Source organism: Amycolatopsis sp. YIM 10 (genome assembly GCF_009429145.1).
In the GTDB taxonomy this organism is placed as follows: Bacteria; Actinomycetota; Actinomycetes; order Mycobacteriales; family Pseudonocardiaceae; genus Amycolatopsis.
In genome coordinates this window covers 8,462,091-8,481,661 of the sequence record NZ_CP045480.1, presented here as the reverse complement: position 1 = coordinate 8,481,661, position 19,571 = coordinate 8,462,091, and the positions used below count along the sequence as shown (strand labels likewise).

The window sequence follows — 19,571 nt, the reverse complement described above, 5'->3', positions numbered from 1 at the left end:
GAGCGGTCACGACTACTGTCTGGCACACCACGAGCGGAGGGGATCGCCATGCTGAGACGGGTAGCGGACGGGGTTCTGGTCCACCAGAGCGAGTTGCTGCAGAACAACACTGTTGTCGTTCAGGGCCGGCACGGTGTGCTGCTCATCGACCCCGGGATCACCGACGGCGAAATGGCCGACCTCGCGAACGACCTCCGCGAGCTGGGCCAGACCGTGGTGGCGGGCTTCGCGACGCACCCCGATTGGGATCACGCGCTCTGGCACGCCGAGTTCGGTGACGCGCCCCGCTACGGCACGGCCCGCTGCGCGGACTTCCTGCGGGACGTGCTCGCGGACGCGGACTGGAAGGCCCGCGTCGCCGAGGGCCTGCCCCCGGAACTCGCCGACGAGATACCGCTGGACCTGTTCGGCCGCATCACCGGTCTGCCTGCCGGGACGACGCACATCCCTTGGGACGGCCCGAAAATCCGGCTCCTCGAGCATGAGGGGCATGCCCAGGGCCATGCGGCACTGGTGATCGAGGAACGTGGGGTTCTTGTCGCCGGGGACATGCTTTCCGACATCCTGATCCCGTTCCCCGATTTCGGCGCCGGGGACCCGATCGGGGACTACCTCGCCGGGCTGCGTGTGCTCGAAAGCGTGGCCGACGAGGTTGATGCCATCGTCCCCGGCCACGGCTCCGTCGGCGACGACGTGCAGGCGCGGATCGACCTGGATCGGGCTTACGTGCACGCGTTGCGGGACGGCCGTGATCCCGAGGACCCGCGCATCGGGCCCGCTGCCACGTTCGGCCGGGACTGGCTGCCCGCTGTGTATGAAGGGCAACTCCGGCAACTCGCCGGTTCCGGCGGGACGACCGGATAGGCGTCAGTGCGCTCGTGTGTGGCTTTCTGCCAGTGAGAGACCGCGCCGGCGCTCGTCGATGATCGACCAGAATCGGGAGCATCGCACGGGGTCGCCGGCCGGGCATCGCCGACCGTGCTCGAGCGCGCTACGGGCCACTTCGATCCGGTGCTGCTGTTCGGCGAGTTCGGCCAGTTTGTGTTCGATCAGCTCCTGCCTGCCTGGCTGCTCGCCCGCCATGAAGCGCCCGATCTCCGCCAGCGAGAAGCCGATCTCGCGGAAGAAGACGATCACGCTGACGTCCCTGACCGCCGACTCGGCATAGCGCCGCCGTCCCGACGCCCGTGCCGTCGGCCGCACGAGGCCGAGTTCGTCGTAGTAGCGCAGCGCGCTCGTCGGCACGCCGGTGCGTTCGGACAGTTCACCGATGGACAGCGAAGCCGGGGTGTGCTCGGACATTGACTTCAAGGGTACTTGAAGTGCTTGGCTCGCCCCATGAAGATCGAAGAGAGGGCGCTCGGCCGGTTCCTGAAGTGGTGGGGTCCTCGCGGCGGGCTGGCCCAGTTCCACCGGCCGACCGGAACCGTCGGGCACGTCGTCGGCTGGATCATGGGCCGACGCTCGTCGAACGTGGCACGCAACCGTTGGGCGGTGCGGCTGCTGGACGTCCAGCCGACCGAGCGCGTCATCGAACTCGGCTGCGGTCCTGGTGTGGCCATCGCCGCTCTCGCCGCCCGCGCGTCCCGGGGATCGGTCGTGGGCGTCGATCACTCGGCGGTGATGATCCGCCAGGCCCGTCACCGAAACAGGGCCGCCGTACGGGCCGGACGGGTTCGCCTGGTTCACGCACCGGTGGAAAACCTGTCGCTCCGAGAGGGGCCGTTCGATGCCGCGCTCGCCGTCAACACGGTCGGCATGTGGCCCGACCCCACCGCCCGGTTGCGCGAACTCGCCGGGCTGTTGCGGCCTGGCGGGCGCATCGCGGTGGTGTCGCAGCCGCGCTGTCCCGGTGCCACCGCGGCCACCTCGGCGGCGGCTGCCACCGAACTGGCCGGCCAGCTCACCGATGCCGGTTTCGAGCACGTCCGAACCGAAATGCTCGACCTCGACCCACCCGCGGCATGCGTCCTCGGGCGGGTGGCGCCTGCCTCGCCGGCCACACCGACGACAGCCACACGGTAGGTCGGCCCCGACTCGCTCGATTCGCGGTCGCCACCGGAGTGGCCGACGGGGCCACGAGCAGCAGCGCGCGCTGACCACTCCGATCGTCGGCATCCGCGGTGAGGAGCAGATCGCGGTTGATCGATGCCGCGGTGAGACCGGCGAGGCCCCGGGGAAATGAGAAGGGCGGCGCCTTCCGGTGAAGGCGCCGCCCGAGGGAAAGCGTCAGTGGGTGAGGATCACCGGAGCTGCCTGCTGGGCATCGCCGGTGTCCGAGATCGGTGGGGCCGGGGGCTTTCGCGGCAGGAAGAGGGCCGGGACGAAGCAGATCGCCAGCAGCACCAGCGCCCACACGAAGGTGGAGGCGAACGAGTCCGCGGAGAGCACAGCCGCCTGGTCGTGGGTGGCCGGGTTCATCAGCGCCGCGGTCGCGGCGAGCTGGCCCTCGTTCGTCGGCACGCCGAACTTCCCGGCGAGCAGCCCGGCCAGGATGATCGACATCACCGCCGAGCCGATGGCACCGGCGGTCTGCTGCACGATGTTCGCCGCCGACGAGGCGCGTGCCACCTTCTTCGGCGTCAGCGTCTGCAGTGCCGCGGTCATGATCGGCATCATCGTGCAACCCATGCCCATGCCCATCACGAACAACGCGGTCAGCAGTTGCCAGTACGGCGTGGTCGCGCCGACCACGGTGAACATCACCATGCTGCCCACGATCAGCGCCATGCCCGGCAGCACCACCTTGCCCGGGCCGATCTTGTCCGCGAGCCGCCCGGCGACCGGCATGGTGAGCATCGCGCCGATGCCCTGCGGCGCCAGCAGCAGCCCCGCCTGCAGCGCCGATTCCCCGCGCACCAGCAGGAAGTACGTCGGCAGCAGCAGCATGCTGCCGAAGAAGGCGATGCAGAAGAACGTGTTCGTGACCATCGCGACGGTGAACGTGCGGTTCCGGAACAGCGTCAGGTCCACCAGCGGGTTCGGCACCCGCAGCGCGCGCACGATGAACCCGGCGATCAGCGCGATGCCGCCGAGACCGGGCAGCCACACGCTGACCGCGGTGACCCCGCCCGCGGCCGGGATGTCGGAAACGCCGTAGATCAGCGCGGCCAGCCCCGGCGAGAGCATCAGCATGCCGGGGAAGTCGAACTTCTCCGCGGGCTCCGGCTTGTCCGACGGCAGCAGCCGCCACGCCAGCAGCAGCGCGAGAACGCCGATCGGCACGTTGATGTAGAAGATCCAGCGCCAGCTCACCGAGTCGACCAGCCAGCCACCGAGGATCGGGCCGCCGATCGGGCCGAGCAGCATCGGCACGCCGAGCACGGCCATCACCCTGCCGACCCGGTGCGGGCCCGCGGTCCTGGTCAGGATGGTCATGCCGGCCGGCATCAGCATGCCGCCGCCGAGGCCCTGCACCACCCGGAAGGCGATCAGCGACTCGATGTTCCAGGCCAGCCCGGCCAGCATCGAGCCGATCAGGAACAGGGTGATCGCCAGCAGGTACAGGCGCTTGGTGCCGAACCGGTCCGACGCCCAGCCGGTGACCGGGATGACCGTGGCCAGCGCCAGCATGTAGCCGGTGGCGATCCACTGGATGGTGTCCAGCGAGGTCTTGAACTCCAGGGTCAGCGCCTGCAGCGCGACGTTGACCACCGTGGTGTCGAGGATCGCCATGATCGAGCCGAGCACCACGACGGCCGCGACCTTGAGCACCGCGCTGTCGAGCTTGTCGTTGTCCGGGACCGTGTCTTGACCCGGGTTTGTTGTTGTCATTAAAGTCCGTTCGGGCGTGATCGGTTCACCGCGCGGCCACCGCGCGATCGAAGTCGGGAATCCCCGCCGCAGGCCCCCTCGCGGACTGGGGATTACGGTCGCCGATGCTATGGGCGGGCACCGACAGAATGCGACCGGATTAACCACGCCTGTGCGCGCGGTCACGTTTTTGTCCCGCGAAATGCGCGAAATACGCGAATTGTCCGGCGAAACAGGGTCTTTGGGCCATAGCCGGGCCCGCGGGCGCTGCCTACGCTCTCCCGCATCCGGAAGCACGCCCGAGTACGCCAGGGCGCGGGAGAGGGTGACGGCGATGAAGCTGTTCAGGTCCTTCCTCGGCCGGTTCCGCCGGCCGAGGCGCTACGTGGCGGTGTGCCCGGACTGCCACCGCGAGCTGATCACCACGGTGCCCGGTTCACCAGGTGACCGGTAGCTCGTTCACGCTGTAGACCATCGCCGACGGGTTGCGGAACTCCAGTTCCTCCGGCTTCGCCGCCAGCCGGAGGGTCGGGATGCGCCGCACCAGCGTGCCCAGCGCGATCTGCATCTCCACCCTGGCCAGGAACTTGGCGATGCAGCTGTGGATGCCGTAGCCGAAGGCGAACGGGTTGCTGCCGCCACGGGTCAGGTCGAGCCGGTCGGCGTCGGGATAGGTCTCGTCGTCGCGGTCCGCCGACGAGGTCAGCGCGATCACGCCTTCACCGGCGCGCACGGTCTGCCCGGCCAGTTCCACGTCCTCGACCGCCACCCGCGCGACCCCGTGCTGCATGACGTTCTGGTGGCGCAGCAGTTCTTCGACGGCGCTGACGGTGATGTCCGGGTCCTCGCGCAGCAGCTTCATCTGGTCCGGGTTCTGCAGCAGCGCGAGCACGCTCAGCGACAGCGAACTGGCCGTGGTGTCGTATCCGGCCGACAGCAGCATCATGCCGATGACCACGGCCTCGTTGCGGTTCAGCTCGCCCTTGCGGATCTGCTCGCTCGCCAGCCTGCCGAGCACGTCGTCGGTCGGCTTGCGCTCCTTGTCCGCGACCAGCTTGTTCATGTAACCGAACAGCGCCGCGGCCGACGCGTTGCGCGCGGCCGGGCTCGGGTTCGCCTCGACCAGGGTGTTGATCCAGCGGCCGAAGGCGAGCCGGTCGCCGTAGGGCACACCGAGCAGGTCGCAGACCACCATCAGCGGGATGGGCCGGGCGAAGGTGGTGACCAGGTTGACCGGTTTCGGCCCGGCGAGCAGCTTGTCGATGTGCTCGTCGACGATCTGCTGGATCTCCGGGCGCAGCGATTCGGCGCGCTTCTTGGTGAACTGCCCCATGATCATCCGGCGGTACCGGGTGTGCTCCGGCGGGTCGACCGCGACGAAGGCGCCCGGCTGCGGGTCGACCGGGAAGTAGAAGCCCTTGGGAAAGCCGGGCGCGGCCACCTTGGAGCTGAACCGCTCGTCGGAGAGCACCTGCTTGACCTCGGCGTAGCGGCTGACCAGCCAGGCGACCTCTCCGGAGGGCAGGGTGACGCGGACGATCGGTTCTTCCCGGCGCAGCCGCCGGTAGTCCAGCGGGAGGTCCAGCACGTGGTCGGCGTCCCGTGCCATCGGGAACGGGCAGGTCTGCTTCTCTGCGAGCGCTTCGTTCATGCGGCTGGCCCTACTTCTTCCACTCGAACCGGACGTGGGGCGTGATTAACCAACTTCGCCACATTGGTGACTGTAAGGAAACCGATACGCTGTGCATAACCCCCTACGACTCCCCTGTCCGGCGTACTAGGGCAATTGCTAGGAGAGCAGATCGACCGGCGTCGCCGAGGAAGCCGCGTGCAGGCGTGCGTAGGTTCCGTCGGCTTCGAGCAGTTCGGTGTGCGTGCCGCGCTCGATGAGCTGTCCGTTCTCCATCACCACGATCAGGTCCGCGTTGCGCACGGTGGACAGCCGGTGCGCGATGACAAAGCAGGTGCGGCCCGCCCGGAGCGAGCTTGTCGCGCGCTGCACCAGTTCCTCGGTTTTCGTGTCGATGGAACTGGTCGCCTCGTCGAGCACGAGCAGCGACGGCCGGATCAGGAACGCCCTGGCCAGGGTGATCAGCTGCTTCTCACCGGCGCTGACGGTGGAGGTTTCGTCGTCGAGCACGGTGTCGTAGCCGTCGGGAAGGGTGTGCACGAACCGGTCAACGCAGGTGGCCTCCGCCGCCGCGATCACCTCCGCGCGGGTCGCGTCCGGACGGCCGTAGGCGATGTTCTCCGCGATCGTGCCGTGGAACAGCCAGGCGTCCTGCGACACCAGGCCGATCCGGGATCGCAGGTCCTCGCGGTCCATGCTCGCGATGTCCTCGCCGTCGAGCAGGATGCGGCCGCCGTCGAGTTCGTAGAACCGCATGAGCAGGTTGCCGAGCGTGGTCTTGCCCGCGCCGGTCGGCCCGACGATCGCCACCACCTGCCCCGGCTCCGCGATCAGCGACAGGTCCTCGATCAGCGGTTTGCCCGGCAGGTAACGGAAACTGACCCGGTCGAAGACAACCTGCCCGCGCGTCGGGCCTGGACGCACCGGCTCCCGGGCGTCGGGACGCTGCTCCTCGGCGTCGAGCAGCTCGAAGATCCGCTTGGCCGAGGCCAGCCCCGACTGCAGCTGACCGGAGAAGTTCGCCAGGTCGACGATCGGCCTGCTGAACATCTGCGAGTACTGGATGAACGCCTGCACGTCGCCGATGGACAGCGAGCCGCTGGCCACCCGCAGCGCGCCGACCACCGCGACCAGCACGTAGTTGAGATCGGTGACGAAGCGCGCGGCCGGCTCGATCATGCCGGTGATGAACTGCGCGCGGGAGCCGGCGCGGTAGAGCGCCTCGTTGTGCTCGTCGAACTCCCGCTCGGCCAGTTCCCGCCTGCCGAAGCCCTTGACCAGCGAGTGTCCGGTGTAGATCTGCTCGATGTGCGCGTTGAGCGAACCGGTGGTGCCCCACTGCTCGGCGAACCGCGGCTGCGCGCGCTTGCTGATCACCCACGCGATGGCCGCCGCCAGCGGCACGCTGAGCAACACGATCAGTGCCAGCGCCGGCGAGATCACCAGCATCACCGCGAGCACACCGAGAATGGTGAACACCGAGTTGATCAACTGCCCGAGGGTGAGCTGGAAGCTCTGCTGGAGGTTGTCGATGTCGTTGGTGGCGCGGCTGAGCACGTCCCCGCCGGAGTTGCGGTCGAAGTGGCTCATCGGCAGACGGCTCAGCTTCGCGTCGACCTGTGCGCGCAGGTTCCGGACGACGCGTTGAACGATGGTCGCGACCAGGCGCCCGCGCCACAGCATGAACCCGGCGGCGACCAGGTAGATGCCGAGCAGGACCAGCAGGACCACGCCGAGCGCGCCGAAGTCGACGCCTTCACCGGGCACCAGGTCGGTGGTGCTGAACACGTTGGCCAGCGTGTCGCGGCCATCGGCGCGCAGCTGACCGATGACGTCCTCTTTGGACGAACCGGCCGGGTAGCCGGTACTGACCAGCCCGGCGAAGATGAGGTCGGTGGCATAGCCGAGCAGTTTCGGGCCGAGCAGGTTCAGCCCGATCCAGGCCAGGCCCAGCACGACCACGGCGGCGATGAGCATCCGGTGCGGCCGCAGCAGGCCGACGAGGCGGCGGGCGGTCACGCGGAGACCAGTCCCTTGTCCAGCACCACGACCCGGTCGGCGCGCGCCACACTGCTGGCGCGCTGGGTCACCAGCAGCACGGTCGCCTCCGCGAGTTCGGGTTCCAGGTTCTCCCGCAACTCGGCTTCGGTCCGGTGGTCCAGCGCCGAGAAGCAATCGTCGAGCAGGTAGATGTCGGGGCGGCGCAACAGGGTTCTCGCGATGGCGAGCCGTTGCCGTTGCCCACCGGAGACGTTCGTGCCGCCCTGCGTGATCGGCGCGTCCAGCCCACCGTCCATCTGCGACACAAAATCCTTGGCCAGCACCACTTCCAGCGCGCGCCACAGTTCCTCGTCGGTGGCGTCGGGACGGCCGTACCGCAGGTTGCTGGCCACCGTGCCGGAGAACAGGAACGCCCGCTGCGGCACAAAACCGACGGTCCGGGTGAGCGCGTCGGCGTTCTGCTCGCGCACGTCGACCCCATTGACCAGCACCGCGCCACCGGTGACGTCGAACAGGCGCAGCGCCAGGTTCAGCAGGGTGGTCTTGCCGCTGCCGGTGCCGCCGACGATGGCCACCTTCTCCCCGGGCTCGGCGATCAGGTCGATCCCGCGCAACACTGGCTGATCCGCGCCGGGATAGCCGAATTCGGCGGCGCGGAGTTCGAGCCTGCCGCGGCCGTGGGCGGGTACCGGGTAGGCCGCCGGGGTCACGCTCACCTCGGTGTCGAGCACTTCCTGGATGCGCCCGGCGGAGACGATCGCGCGGGGCGCGCTGGTGAACACCATGGTCAGCATCACCACCGACATCACGATCAGGCCGAGGTACCCGAGCAGCGCGGTCATCTCACCGAGCTGCAGCGTGCCGTTGTCGATGCGCCAGCCCGCCAGCCAGACCAGGCCGACGGTGAACACGTTCAGCACGATGATCACCACGGCCGGGATCGCCGCCATCAACCGGCCCACGCGCAGCGAATGCCGGTACATCTGTTCGTTCGCCCCGCCGAAGCGCTCGTGCTCGCGGCGGTCGCGGACGAACGCGCGGACCACGCGCACCCCGGTGATGCGCTCGCGCAGCAGCCGGTTGATCAGGTCGATGCAGCGCTGCATGGCGGTGTAGACCGGGCCCATCCTGGTCAGCATCGCCACGATGGCCACGCCGACCGCGACGATCAGCCCGATCATCACGAAGCCCAGCGGCAGGTCCTGGTTGAACGCCAGCACCAGCCCGCCCACGCACATGATCGGCGCGATCACCGCCACGTCGAAGGTGGTCTGCACCAGGTTCTGCACCTGCTGCGCGTCGTTGACCGTGCGGGTGATCAGCGAGGGCGTGCCGAACCCGCCCACCTCGCGGGCGGAGAAGTCGAGCACCCGGCGGAACACCGCCGAGCGCAGGTCGCGGCCGACCGCGGCGGCGATCCGGGCACCCAGCAGGGCGGCGGCGATCGAGGTGGCGATCTGCGCCACGGCGACGGCCACCATCACCACGCCGGTGCGCCAGATGTAGGGGACGTCGCCCTTGACCACACCGTTGTCGATGATCTCGGCGTTGAACGTGGGCAGCAGCAGGGTGGCCACGGTCTGGCACAACTGCAGCACCAGCAGGGCGGCGATCCGGCGGCGGTAGGGCCGCAGGCGGGGCAGGACACTGGACAGCACAGCACTCTCCGGGTCGGCCGGGCGGAACCACAGTCGAACCCAAACAAACCCACAAAATACCTAGTGTTTGCCGCCGGGGCGGTGCGCGGGGAAATCACTAGTGTTCGCCGGTTGCCGGTCCGCCGGGGGTGGCGCGCGGGGCAGGGTAGCGGCGGCTGGGGAGGCAAGACTCGAACATTCCCTAGTGCCCGCGCGCCTACCGTGCAACCCGCGGCCGGAGTCGAAGAGACGGTGGGCGGAGTCGACCCGAAGTGCTGGCGTAGTGGAGAGGGAGACGATGTCCAGGCGAGCTTTGATCACCGGGATCACCGGGCAGGACGGTTCCTACCTTGCCGAGTACCTGCTGAGCCAGGGGTACCAGGTCTGGGGCCTGATCCGCGGCCAGGCCAACCCGCGCAAGTCCCGGGTCAGCAGGCTGGTCGCCGATCTGTCCTTTGTCGACGGTGACCTGATGGACCAGGGCAGCCTGGTCTCCGCGGTGGACAAGGTGCAGCCGGACGAGGTGTACAACCTCGGTGCCATCTCGTTCGTGCCGATGTCCTGGCAGCAGGCGGAACTGGTCACCGAGATCAACGGCATGGGCGTGCTGCGCGTGCTGGAGGCGATCCGGATGGTCAGCGGGCTGAACAGCTCGCAGCGGGTGGACGTGGGCAAGCAGATCCGCTTCTACCAGGCGTCCTCCTCGGAGATGTTCGGCAAGGCGGCCGAGACCCCGCAGCGTGAGACCACCAGCTTCCACCCGCGCAGCCCGTACGGCGTGGCGAAGGCCTACGGGCACTTCATCACCAAGAACTACCGCGAATCCTTCGGCATGTACGCGGTTTCCGGCATGCTGTTCAACCACGAGTCACCGCGCCGGGGTGCGGAGTTCGTCACCCGCAAGATCACCCTCGCCGTCGCGAAGATCAAGCTGGGCCTGCAGGAGAAGCTCGAACTGGGCAACCTGGACGCGGTGCGCGACTGGGGCTTCGCCGGGGACTACGTGCGCGCGATGCACCTGATGCTGCAGCAGGACGAGCCGGGCGACTACGTGGTCGGCACCGGTGAGATGCACTCGGTGCGTGACGCCGTGCGGATCGCCTTCGACCACGTCGGCCTGGACTGGCGCGACCACGTGGTGATCAATCCGGCGCTGGTGCGCCCGGCCGAGGTGGAGATCCTCTGCGCCGACACCACCAGGGTCAAGGCCGCCCTCGGCTGGGAGCCGTCGGTGGACTTCGCCGAGCTGATGCGGATGATGGTCGACTCCGACCTCGCGCAGGCGTCGCGGGAGCACGAGTACGCCGACCTGCTGCAGGCCGCCAACTGGTGAGCGGTCGCCATCTGTAGGGATTTCCCAGCCATTCCGCCGCGAGACTGCGTACATGGTGGTCTCAGCGCGCGACCAGGTTCGAGCCTTCGCCCGGAGCCCCCGGCCCGGGTGGGCTGTCATGCCGTTCTTGCCCGGCCGTCCGGTTGTCGAGATGGGTTGAGTTGAGATGGACAACGAACAGAAGCTCCGGGACTACCTCAGGCGCGCGAGCGCGGACCTCCGGCGGACGCGGCAGCGGCTGAACGAGATCGAGGCCGCTTCGCAGGAGCCGATCGCCATCGTCGGCATCGGCTGCCGCTACCCCGGTGGTGTGCGCACCCCGGAGCAGCTGTGGGAGATGGTGATCGCCGGGAAGCACGGCATCACCGAGTTCCCGGCCGACCGCGGCTGGAACCCCGAGATGCTGGCGATGTCGAACACCCGGTCCGGCGGTTTCCTGCACGACGCACCGCAGTTCGACGCGGACTTCTTCCGCATCTCACCGCGCGAGGCGCTGTCGATGGACCCGCAGCAGCGCGTGCTGCTCGAGGTCACCTGGGAGGCGTTGGAGCGCGCCGGCATCGACCCGACCTCGCTCAAGGGCACGCAGACCGCGGTTTTTGTCGGCGCGATGGCGCAGGACTACCAGGTCGGCCCCGGCGAGGGCGGCGAGGGCTTCCAGCTGCTCGGCAACTCCAACAGCGTGCTGTCCGGCCGGATCTCCTACACCTACGGCTTTGTCGGCCCGGCGGTCACGGTGGACACCGCGTGCTCGTCCTCGCTGGTGGCGATGCACCTGGCCACGCAGTCGCTGCGCAACGGCGAATGCGAGCTGGCGCTGGCCGGTGGTGCCACGATCATGTCGAGCCCGACCACCATCGTCGAGTTCAGCAGGCAGGGCGGGCTCTCCCCGGACGGGCTGTGCCGGTCGTTCGCCGAGTCGGCCGACGGCACCGGCTGGGCCGAGGGCGCCGGGGTGCTGGTGCTGGAGCGGCTGTCCGACGCGCAGCGCAACGGCCACGAAATCCTCGCCGTGTTACGGGGTTCGGCGGTCAACCAGGACGGCGCGTCGAACGGGCTGACCGCGCCGAACGGGCCGTCGCAGCAGCGGGTGATCCAGCAGGCGCTGATCAACTCGCGGCTGTCCGAGGACCAGATCGACGTGGTCGAGGCACACGGCACCGCCACCACGCTCGGGGACCCGGTCGAAGCGCAGGCGCTGCTGAACACCTATGGGAAACACAGTCGCAATCGGCCGCTGCTGCTGGGGTCGATCAAGTCGAACATCAGCCACACCCAGGCGGCCGCCGGGGTGGCCGGTGTGATCAAGATGGTCATGTCCATGCGGCACGGTGTGCTGCCGAAGTCGCTGGGCATCGACGAGCCGACGTCCCATGTGGACTGGACCGCCGGTGCGGTCGAGCTGATCACCGAGAACACGCCGTGGCCGGAGACCGGTGAGCCCAAGCGCGCGGCGGTTTCCTCGTTCGGCATCAGCGGGACCAACGCACACACCATCATCGAGCAGGCGCCCGAGCTCGTCATCGAGAGCGAAGCCCCGGAGCCGGTCGAGGCTGGTGCGGTGCCGGTGCTGGTTTCCGGCCGGAACGCCGAAGCCCTGCGGGCGCAGGCCGACCGCATTCTGTCCATTTTGGATGATGAAACTTCCGTGCTGGACCTCGCCTTCTCGCTGGCGACCACCCGCGCGAGCTTCGAGCACCGCGCGGTGGTGCCGTCGGCGAACCTGCGTGCCGGACTGACCGCGCTCGCGGCGGGTGAGGCCGCGCCGGGCACGATCACCGGGACCACCCACAGCCGGTCGAAGCTGGCTTTCCTGTTCACCGGCCAGGGTGCGCAACGCCTGGGCATGGGGCGCGAGCTGTACGGCCGCTTCCCGGTGTTCGCGGCGGCGCTGGACGAGGTGCTGGAACACCTCGACGTTCGCGACGTCATGTGGGGCGAGGACGCCGACGCGCTGGACCAGACCGGCAACGCCCAGCCCGCGTTGTTCGCCATCGAGGTGGCGCTGTACCGGCTGGCCGAGTCGTGGGGCCTGAAGCCGGACTTCCTCGCCGGGCACTCGATCGGTGAGATCGCGGCGGCCCACGTCGCTGGCGTTCTGTCCCTTGAGGACGCCGCGAAGCTGGTCGCCGCGCGCGGGAAGCTGATGCAGGCGCTGCCGGCCGGTGGTGCGATGGTCGCGATCCAGGCGACCGAGGACGAGGTTGCACCGCTGGTCACCGAAGGCGCTTCGATCGCGGCGATCAACGGCCCGAATTCCGTGGTCGTCTCTGGTGACGAGGAAGCCGTCGAGGCGATCGTCGCGCGGTTCGAGGGCCGCAAGACCAAGCGGCTCAGCGTTTCGCACGCGTTCCACTCGCCGCGCATGGACGCGATGCTCGATGATTTCCGTGCGGTAGTTGCAGAACTCGACCTGCAGGCGCCGCTCATCCCGTTCGTGTCGAACCTGACCGGCGAGCTGGCCCGTGTCGAGCAGGTGACCTCCGCCGACTACTGGGTGGACCACGTCCGCCAGGCCGTGCGGTTCGCCGACGGCGTGGTGTGGCTGCGCGGCCACGGCGTCGGCACCTTCCTGGAACTGGGCCCAGATGGCGTGCTCTCCGCGATGGTCCAGGAGATCCTGGACGACGTCACGGCCGTCCCGGTGCTGCGGGCCGGCCGCGACGAGACCGAAACCGGCACCACCGCGCTGGCCACCCTGCACGTCAACGGGATTCCGGTGCGGTGGAGCGAGTACTTCGACCGCACCGGCGCGGTTCGTGTCCCGCTGCCGACGTATGCCTTCCAGACCAAGCGGTACTGGCCGAAGGGTGGCGGGTTCGGCTTCGGCGGTGACCCGCGTTCGTCCGGCCTCGGTGCCGCGCGGCACCCGCTGCTGGCCGCGGCCGTCTCGCTCGCGGACTCCGACGGCGCGCTGCTGACCGGCCGGCTTTCCCTGCACACGCACGCCTGGCTGGCCGATCACGTGGTGTCCGGCCGGGTGCTGCTGCCCGGCACGGCGTTCCTGGAGCTGGCCATTCGCGCCGGGGACGAGGTCGGCTGCGATCGCGTCGAGGAACTGACGCTGACCGGTCCGCTGGTCCTGCCCGAGCAGGGTGGCGTCCAGGTGCAGATCTGGGTCGGCCGTCCCGATCAGGCCGGTCGCCGGACCGTCGACATCTATTCGCGCCTCGACACCGACGACGAGCAGCCGTGGACACCGAACGCCACCGGTGTGCTCACCGCCGAAGCCAAGCGAGTTCCGTTTGACGCCAAGGAGTTCCCGCCGAAGGACGCGCAGCCGATCGATCTCGCGGGATTGTACGACCGCTTGGCCGTCGACGGGTTCGCCTACGGCCCGTCGTTTCAGGGCCTGCGTGCCGCGTGGCAGCTCGGCGAGGACGTCTACGCCGAGGTCGCGCTGCCCGAGGACGTGGACAACGAGTCCTTCGAGCTGCACCCGGCCCTGTTGGACGCCGTCCTGCACGCCTCGCGGTTCGTCGAGTTCGGGCCGGAGAGCCAGGGCGGGCTGCCGTTCTCGTGGGAGGGCGTGTCGCTGCACGCGACCGGTGCATCCACGGTGCGGGTGAAGCTTTCGCCGGTCGCTGACGACGCCATGTCGATCGCCGTGGCCGACGCCGCCGGCGAGCCGGTCGCCTCGGTCGAGACGCTGGTGCTTCGCGCGGTCGCCACCGAGCAGCTGAACGTGACCGTCGGCCGCGACTCGCTGTTCCGGCTCGACTGGGTGGCCGCGCAGCACGCCACCACCGAGCCGGCCGCTGTCGAGGCCACCGATCTGACGTCCATTGTGGATGTGCCGGACTGGGTGCTGTACCACGTCGAAACCAGCGGGGATACCGTCGAAGCAGCGCACGCGGTCAGCGCGCACGTGCTCGGCGTGCTACAGGAATGGCTTGCCGACGAGCGCTTCGCCGACTCCCGCCTGGTTTTCGTGACGCGCGACGCGGTGGCCGTCGTCGAAGATGACCTGCCCGACGTGGCCGCCGCGACCGTGTGGGGCCTGGTGCGGTCCGCGCAGTCGGAGAACCCGGGCCGCTTCGGCTTGATCGACACCGACGCCGATTCGCCGCTGAAGAAGGCCATCGGAGTCGACGAGCCGCAGTTGGCCATCCGCCACAACAAGGTCTTCGCCGCCCGGCTCGCGCGTTCGCTGCCGCAGCAGCGCGAATTCGACTGGGACGGCCAGGTGCTGATCACCGGCGGCACCGGCGGCCTGGGCAGTGTCATCGCCAAGCACCTCGCGGGTGAGCACGGCGTGCGCGACCTGCTGCTGGTCAGCCGTCGCGGCCCGGCCGCCGACGGGGTGGACGAACTGGTCGCCGAACTCGCCGAACTGGGTGCGGAAGCGCGGGTCGCCGCCTGCGACGTGACCGACCGCGACCAGGTCGCCGAACTGGTGGCCCAGCACGACATCAAGGCCGTGGTGCACACCGCGGGCGTGCTCGACGACGGCACCATCGGCTCGCTGACCCCCGAACGGCTCGACACCGTGCTCCGGCCCAAGGCCGACGCCACCTGGTACCTGCACGAGCTGACCGGCGACCTCTCGGCCTTCGTGGTGTTCTCCTCGGCCGCCGGGGTGTTCGGCAACCCCGGGCAGGGCAACTACGCCGCCGCCAACGCCTTCCTGGACGCGCTCGCCGCACGTCGCCGCGCCGAAGGTCTGCCCGCGGCCTCGATCGGCTGGGGCGCGTGGGAGCAGACCGGCATGCTGTCGGGTGCGGACGCCGAGCGCATGGCGCGGTCCGGGATGCCCGCGCTGACCGTCGACCAGGGTGTCGCGCTCTTCGACGCCGCGCTGACCGCCGAGGACGCGGCCGTGCTGGCGCTGCGCCTCGACCTGTCCGTGCTGCGGGCCCAGCCGGAGATCCCGCCGCTGTTCCGCGGGCTCATCCGCACCCGCTCGCGCCGGTCCGCGGTGGCCAGCTCGGAAGCCGCCGACACGCTGGTGCGCCGGCTTTCCGGGCTCGGCGAGGACGAGCGCCGCGACGTGCTGCTCGAACTCATCCGCGACCAGGTGGCCGCGGTGCTCGGGCACGCCGACGGCGCGGAGATCGAGCCCGACCGCCAGTTCAAGGACCTCGGCTTCGACTCGCTGACCGCGGTCGAGCTGCGCAACCGGCTGACCGCGGTCACCGGCCTCCGCCTGCCCGCCACCATGGTCTTCGACTACCCGACGCCGAACGTGCTGGCCGGGTACCTGGCTGGTGAGCTGTTCGAGGCCGACGCGGTGATCCCGGAGCAGGCGCGCCCGGCGACGCTGACCGGCGACGACCCGATCGTGATCGTCGGCATGGGCTGCCGCTACCCGGGCGGCGTGGCCAGCCCGGAGCAGCTGTGGCAGCTGATGCTCGACGGCGAGGACGCCATTTCCGGCTTCCCCACCGATCGCGGCTGGGACCTGGAGAAGCTGTACCACCCGGACCCCGACCACCCGGGCACCTCCTACACCCGGTCCGGCGGCTTCCTGCACGACGCGGGCGAGTTCGACGCCGGGTTCTTCGGCATGAGCCCGCGCGAGGCGGTCGCCACCGACTCGCAGCAGCGCCTGCTGCTGGAGGTGTCGTGGGAGGCGATCGAGCGGGCCGGGATCGACCCGGTTTCCCTGCGCGGCAGCCAGACCGGCGTGTTCGCCGGGGTGATGTACAACGACTACGGCGGCGCCATGGGCGGCGCGTCCGAGGGCTACCAGGGCAGCGGCACCTCGCCGAGCATCGTCTCCGGTCGCGTTTCCTACACGCTCGGACTGGAAGGCCCCGCGGTCACCGTGGACACGGCCTGCTCGTCCTCGCTGGTCACCCTGCACCTGGCGGCACAGGCGCTGCGCAACGGCGAATGCTCGCTCGCGCTGGCCGGTGGCGTCACGGTGATGTCCACGCCGATCGCGCTGATCGAGTTCTCCCGGCAGCGCGGGCTTTCCCCGGACGGCCGGTGCAAGGCGTTCTCCGATTCGGCGGACGGCGTCGGCTGGTCCGAGGGTGTCGGTGTGCTGGTGCTGGAGCGCCTGTCGGACGCCCGCCGCAACGGGCACGAGGTGCTCGCCGTGGTCAAGGGCTCGGCGATCAACCAGGACGGCGCGTCGAACGGGCTGATGGCGCCGAACGGGCCGTCTCAGCAGCGCGTGATCCAGCAGGCGCTGGCCAGCGCCGGGCTGACCACGTCCGATGTGGACGCCGTCGAGGCGCACGGAACCGGGACCTCGCTCGGCGACCCGATCGAGGCGCAGGCGCTGCTGGCCACCTACGGCAAGCACCGCGAACGGCCGCTGCTGCTCGGTTCGGTGAAGTCGAACCTGGGGCACACGCAGGCCGCCGCCGGTGCGGCCGGGGTGATCAAGATGGTGTTGGCGCTGAAGTACGGCGTGCTGCCGAAGACGCTGCACATCGACGAGCCGTCGTCCCACGTGGACTGGACAGCCGGTGACGTGGAGCTGGCGACCGAGGCGAAGGAGCTGGCCGACGTCGGCCGCCCGTGGCGCGTTGGCATCTCCTCGTTCGGCATCAGCGGGACCAACGCGCACGTGATCCTGGAGCAGCCCGCGCCGGTGGTCGTCGAGGAGCGGCCGACGCTGGACGGGGTCGTGCCGTGGTTGCTCTCCGGCAAGACCCGCGACGCGGTACGGGCGCAGGCCGCCCGTTTGCTGTCCTATGTGGACGACAAGCCGGAGCTGGAGCCGGCGGACGTGGCGTACTCGCTGGCGACCGCCCGGTCCGCCTTCGAGCACCGCGCCGCTGTGGTCGGCGAGGATCGGGACGCGCTGTTGCGCTCGCTCGCCGCACTGGCCGCCGACAGCCCGGACGCCGGGGTTCTCACCGGCGAGTCGGGCTCGGGCAAGATCGCCATGCTCTTCACCGGGCAGGGTAGCCAGCGCGCCGGGATGGGGCGTGAGCTGTACCAGCGGTTCCCGGTGTTCGCCGAGGCCTTCGATGAGGTCGCCGACGCGCTCGACGCGCACCTGGAGCGTCCGCTGCGCGAGGTCATGTGGGACAGCAATGACGCTGAAACCGGCCTGCTCGACCAGACCGGCTGGGCCCAGCCCGCCATCTTCGCCGTCGAGGTGGCGCTGTTCCGCCTGGTCCGCTCGTGGGGGGTGAAGGTCCACTTCCTGGGCGGGCACTCGATCGGCGAGATCACCGCCGCTCACGTTTCCGAGGTGCTCACCCTGGCCGACGCCGCGAAGCTGGTCGCCGCGCGCGGGAAGCTGATGCAGGCGCTGCCGGCCGGTGGTGCGATGGTCGCGATCCAGGCGACCGAGGACGAGGTTGCACCGCTGGTCACCGAAGGCGCTTCGATCGCGGCGATCAACGGCCCGAATTCCGTGGTCGTCTCTGGTGACGAGGAAGCCGTCGAGGCGATCGTCGCGCGGTTCGAGGGCCGCAAGACCAAGCGGCTCACCGTTTCGCACGCGTTCCACTCGCCGCGCATGGACGCGATGCTGGCGGAGTTCGGGCAGGTCGTGGCCGAGCTGGCCTTCGCCGCGCCCAAGATCCCGGTGGTCTCCAACCTGACCGGGCACTTCGACACCGACGCCATGTCCTCGCCCGACTACTGGGTGCGGCACGTCCGTGAGGCCGTCCGGTTCGCCGACGGTGTGCGCACGCTGCACGACTCGGGGGTGCGCACCTTCCTCGAGCTGGGGCCGGACGCCGCGCTTTCGCCGATGGTGCAGGAGGTGCTCGGCGAGGACGCCGGGAACGTCGTCGCCATCCAGCGCGCCGGTCGTGGTGAGGAAGCCACGTGCGTGACCGCGCTGACCCGGCTGCACCTGCACGGCGTGCAGGTCGGCTGGCCGAGCTTCTTCGACGGCCGTGGTGTGCGGCGGGTGGACCTGCCGACCTACGCCTTCCAGCACTCGTACTACTGGCCGCAGGCGCCGGAACCGCCCGCCTTCTCGGCCGACCCCAGCGACGAACGGCTGTGGGCGGCGATCGAACGCGGGGACGCCGACGAACTGGCCGCGCTGCTCCACCTCGGTGAGCAGCAGCAGTCCTCATTGGACGAACTGCTGCCCGCGCTGTCCTCGTGGCGGCAGAGCAACCAGCAGAAGTCACAGCTGGACTCGTGGCGATACCGGGTCAAGTGGAGCCCGCTGCGGACCGGGGTCACGCCGGTGCTCAGCGGTCAGTGGCTGGTGCTCACCGGTGAGCAGGACGCCGAACTGGCCGGGCAGGTGCGCGAACTGCTGGCCGCGCACGGTGCTGAGGCGCGCCAGATCGAGCTGGACGCCGAATGCGCCGAGCAGGGCCCGATCACCGAGCGTCTGGCCGGACTCGGTGACATCGCCGGCGTGGTCTCGCTGCTCGCGCTGGACGACCGCCCGTACGAACCGCATCCGGTGCTGTCCACCGGCTTGGCGCTGACCATCTCGGCACTTCGCACCCTGGACGCTCCACTGTGGACGCTGACCCGGGGTGCGGTGAGCACCGGCCAGGGCGACGAGGTCGAGTCGCTGCCGCAGGCCGCGGTCTGGGGCTTCGGCCGGGTGGCCGCACTGGAGTACCCGCAGCGCTGGGGTGGTCTGGTCGACCTGCCGAGCGAGGCCGACTCCGCCGTGCTCAGGCGCCTGATCGGCGTGCTCACCGGTGACGAGGACCAGGCCGCGATCCGCGCCACCGGTGTGCTCGGCCGCCGCCTGGCGCGTCGGCCGGTGGACGCGCTGCCCGCCGCCGACGAGTTCGCCGCGGGCGGAACCGTGCTGGTCACCGGCGGTACCGGTGGCCTCGGTGCGGCCGTCGCGCGCTGGCTCGCCGGTCGTGGCGCGGAGAACCTGATCCTGACCAACCGCCGCGGCATGGACGCGCCGGGCGCGGCCGAACTGCGTGCCGAGCTGACCGAGCTGGGGGCGCGGGTCGAGATCGTCGCCTGCGACGTCGCCGACCGCGACGCGCTGGCCGCCGTGCTCGACGGCATCCCGCCCGCCATGCCGTTGACCGGCGTGGTGCACACGGCCGGTGTCGGGCAGTCCGCACCGCTGGAGCTGACCGGGTTGCCGGAGTTCGCCGACGTGATGTCCGCGAAGGTGCTCGGTGCCAGGAACCTCGCCGATCTGCTCGGCGACCGCGAGCTGGACCTGTTCGTGTTGTTCGGCTCCATCGCCGGGGTGTGGGGAAGTGGTGGTCAGAGCGCCTATGCCGCCGCGAACGCCTACCTCGACGCGCTGGCCGAGAGCCGCCGCGCCCGCGGACTGACCGCGACCTCGATCGCCTGGGGTCCGTGG

Annotated in this window: 9 protein-coding genes (1 of these 9 only partly in view); 4 read left to right on the top strand and 5 right to left on the bottom strand. The window is 69.9% G+C overall.

From position 1 onward, the window contains the following. The first annotated feature begins 48 nt into the window (after positions 1-48). The gene (locus YIM_RS39470) at positions 49-864 is read left to right on the top strand and encodes an MBL fold metallo-hydrolase (RefSeq protein ID WP_153035212.1); all 816 of its coding nucleotides are present in this window, start codon (positions 49-51) and stop codon (positions 862-864) included. Between the two features lie 3 nt (positions 865-867). Here the strand turns inward: YIM_RS39470 and YIM_RS39465 are convergent, their stop codons facing one another. Next, the gene (locus YIM_RS39465; RefSeq protein ID WP_153035211.1) at positions 868-1,302 is read right to left on the bottom strand and encodes a MerR family transcriptional regulator; all 435 of its coding nucleotides are present in this window, start codon (positions 1,300-1,302) and stop codon (positions 868-870) included. Positions 1,303-1,338: 36 nt separating this feature from the next. Here YIM_RS39465 and YIM_RS39460 point away from each other — a divergent pair, with 36 nt between their 5' ends. Further along, a complete protein-coding gene (locus tag YIM_RS39460) occupies positions 1,339-2,025 on the top strand; it encodes a class I SAM-dependent methyltransferase (RefSeq protein ID WP_153035210.1) in 687 nt (228 codons plus the stop codon). A gap of 204 nt (positions 2,026-2,229) precedes the next feature. On the opposite strand, the gene YIM_RS39455 is transcribed toward YIM_RS39460, so the two are convergent. The 4 genes from YIM_RS39455 to YIM_RS39440 form a co-directional block, all read right to left on the bottom strand. Further along, positions 2,230-3,774 carry a DHA2 family efflux MFS transporter permease subunit gene (locus YIM_RS39455; RefSeq protein WP_153035209.1) on the bottom strand — a complete coding sequence of 515 codons (1,545 nt, stop codon included), beginning with the start codon at positions 3,772-3,774 and terminating at the stop codon, positions 2,230-2,232. A 415-nt stretch (positions 3,775-4,189) separates the two neighbouring features. After that, positions 4,190-5,404 carry a cytochrome P450 gene (locus tag YIM_RS39450; protein WP_153035208.1) on the bottom strand — a complete coding sequence of 405 codons (1,215 nt, stop codon included), beginning with the start codon at positions 5,402-5,404 and terminating at the stop codon, positions 4,190-4,192. Between the two features lie 138 nt (positions 5,405-5,542). Continuing rightward, positions 5,543-7,360 carry an ABC transporter ATP-binding protein gene (locus tag YIM_RS39445; RefSeq protein ID WP_153037537.1) on the bottom strand — a complete coding sequence of 606 codons (1,818 nt, stop codon included), beginning with the start codon at positions 7,358-7,360 and terminating at the stop codon, positions 5,543-5,545. Between the two features lie 38 nt (positions 7,361-7,398). Further along, entirely contained in the window at positions 7,399-9,042 is a 1,644-nt protein-coding gene (locus YIM_RS39440) for an ABC transporter ATP-binding protein (protein ID WP_153035207.1), read from the bottom strand. A gap of 277 nt (positions 9,043-9,319) precedes the next feature. Between YIM_RS39440 and YIM_RS39435 the strand changes: the two genes are divergently transcribed. Continuing rightward, positions 9,320-10,354 carry a GDP-mannose 4,6-dehydratase gene (locus YIM_RS39435; RefSeq protein WP_153035206.1) on the top strand — a complete coding sequence of 345 codons (1,035 nt, stop codon included), beginning with the start codon at positions 9,320-9,322 and terminating at the stop codon, positions 10,352-10,354. A 166-nt stretch (positions 10,355-10,520) separates the two neighbouring features. Beyond that, positions 10,521-19,571, top strand: partial view of a type I polyketide synthase gene (locus YIM_RS39430; protein WP_153035205.1) — the 5' end (the start) only. 18,243 nt of this gene lie beyond the right edge of the window; the window shows 9,051 of its 27,294 coding nt (coding positions 1-9,051); its start codon is at positions 10,521-10,523; the stop codon falls past the right edge of the window.

Excerpts from the sequence above, each read along its gene's own strand:
- YIM_RS39470 (WP_153035212.1), top strand. The coding sequence starts at position 49 with ATGCTGAGACGGGTAGCGGACGGGGTTCTGGTCCACCAGAGCGAGTTG.
- YIM_RS39465 (WP_153035211.1), bottom strand. The coding sequence starts at position 1,302 with ATGTCCGAGCACACCCCGGCTTCGCTGTCCATCGGTGAACTGTCCGAA.
- YIM_RS39460 (WP_153035210.1), top strand. The coding sequence starts at position 1,339 with ATGAAGATCGAAGAGAGGGCGCTCGGCCGGTTCCTGAAGTGGTGGGGT.
- YIM_RS39455 (WP_153035209.1), bottom strand. The coding sequence starts at position 3,774 with ATGACAACAACAAACCCGGGTCAAGACACGGTCCCGGACAACGACAAG.
- YIM_RS39450 (WP_153035208.1), bottom strand. The coding sequence starts at position 5,404 with ATGAACGAAGCGCTCGCAGAGAAGCAGACCTGCCCGTTCCCGATGGCA.
- YIM_RS39445 (WP_153037537.1), bottom strand. The coding sequence starts at position 7,360 with ATGCTCATCGCCGCCGTGGTCGTGCTGGGCCTGGCCTGGATCGGGCTG.
- YIM_RS39435 (WP_153035206.1), top strand. The coding sequence starts at position 9,320 with ATGTCCAGGCGAGCTTTGATCACCGGGATCACCGGGCAGGACGGTTCC.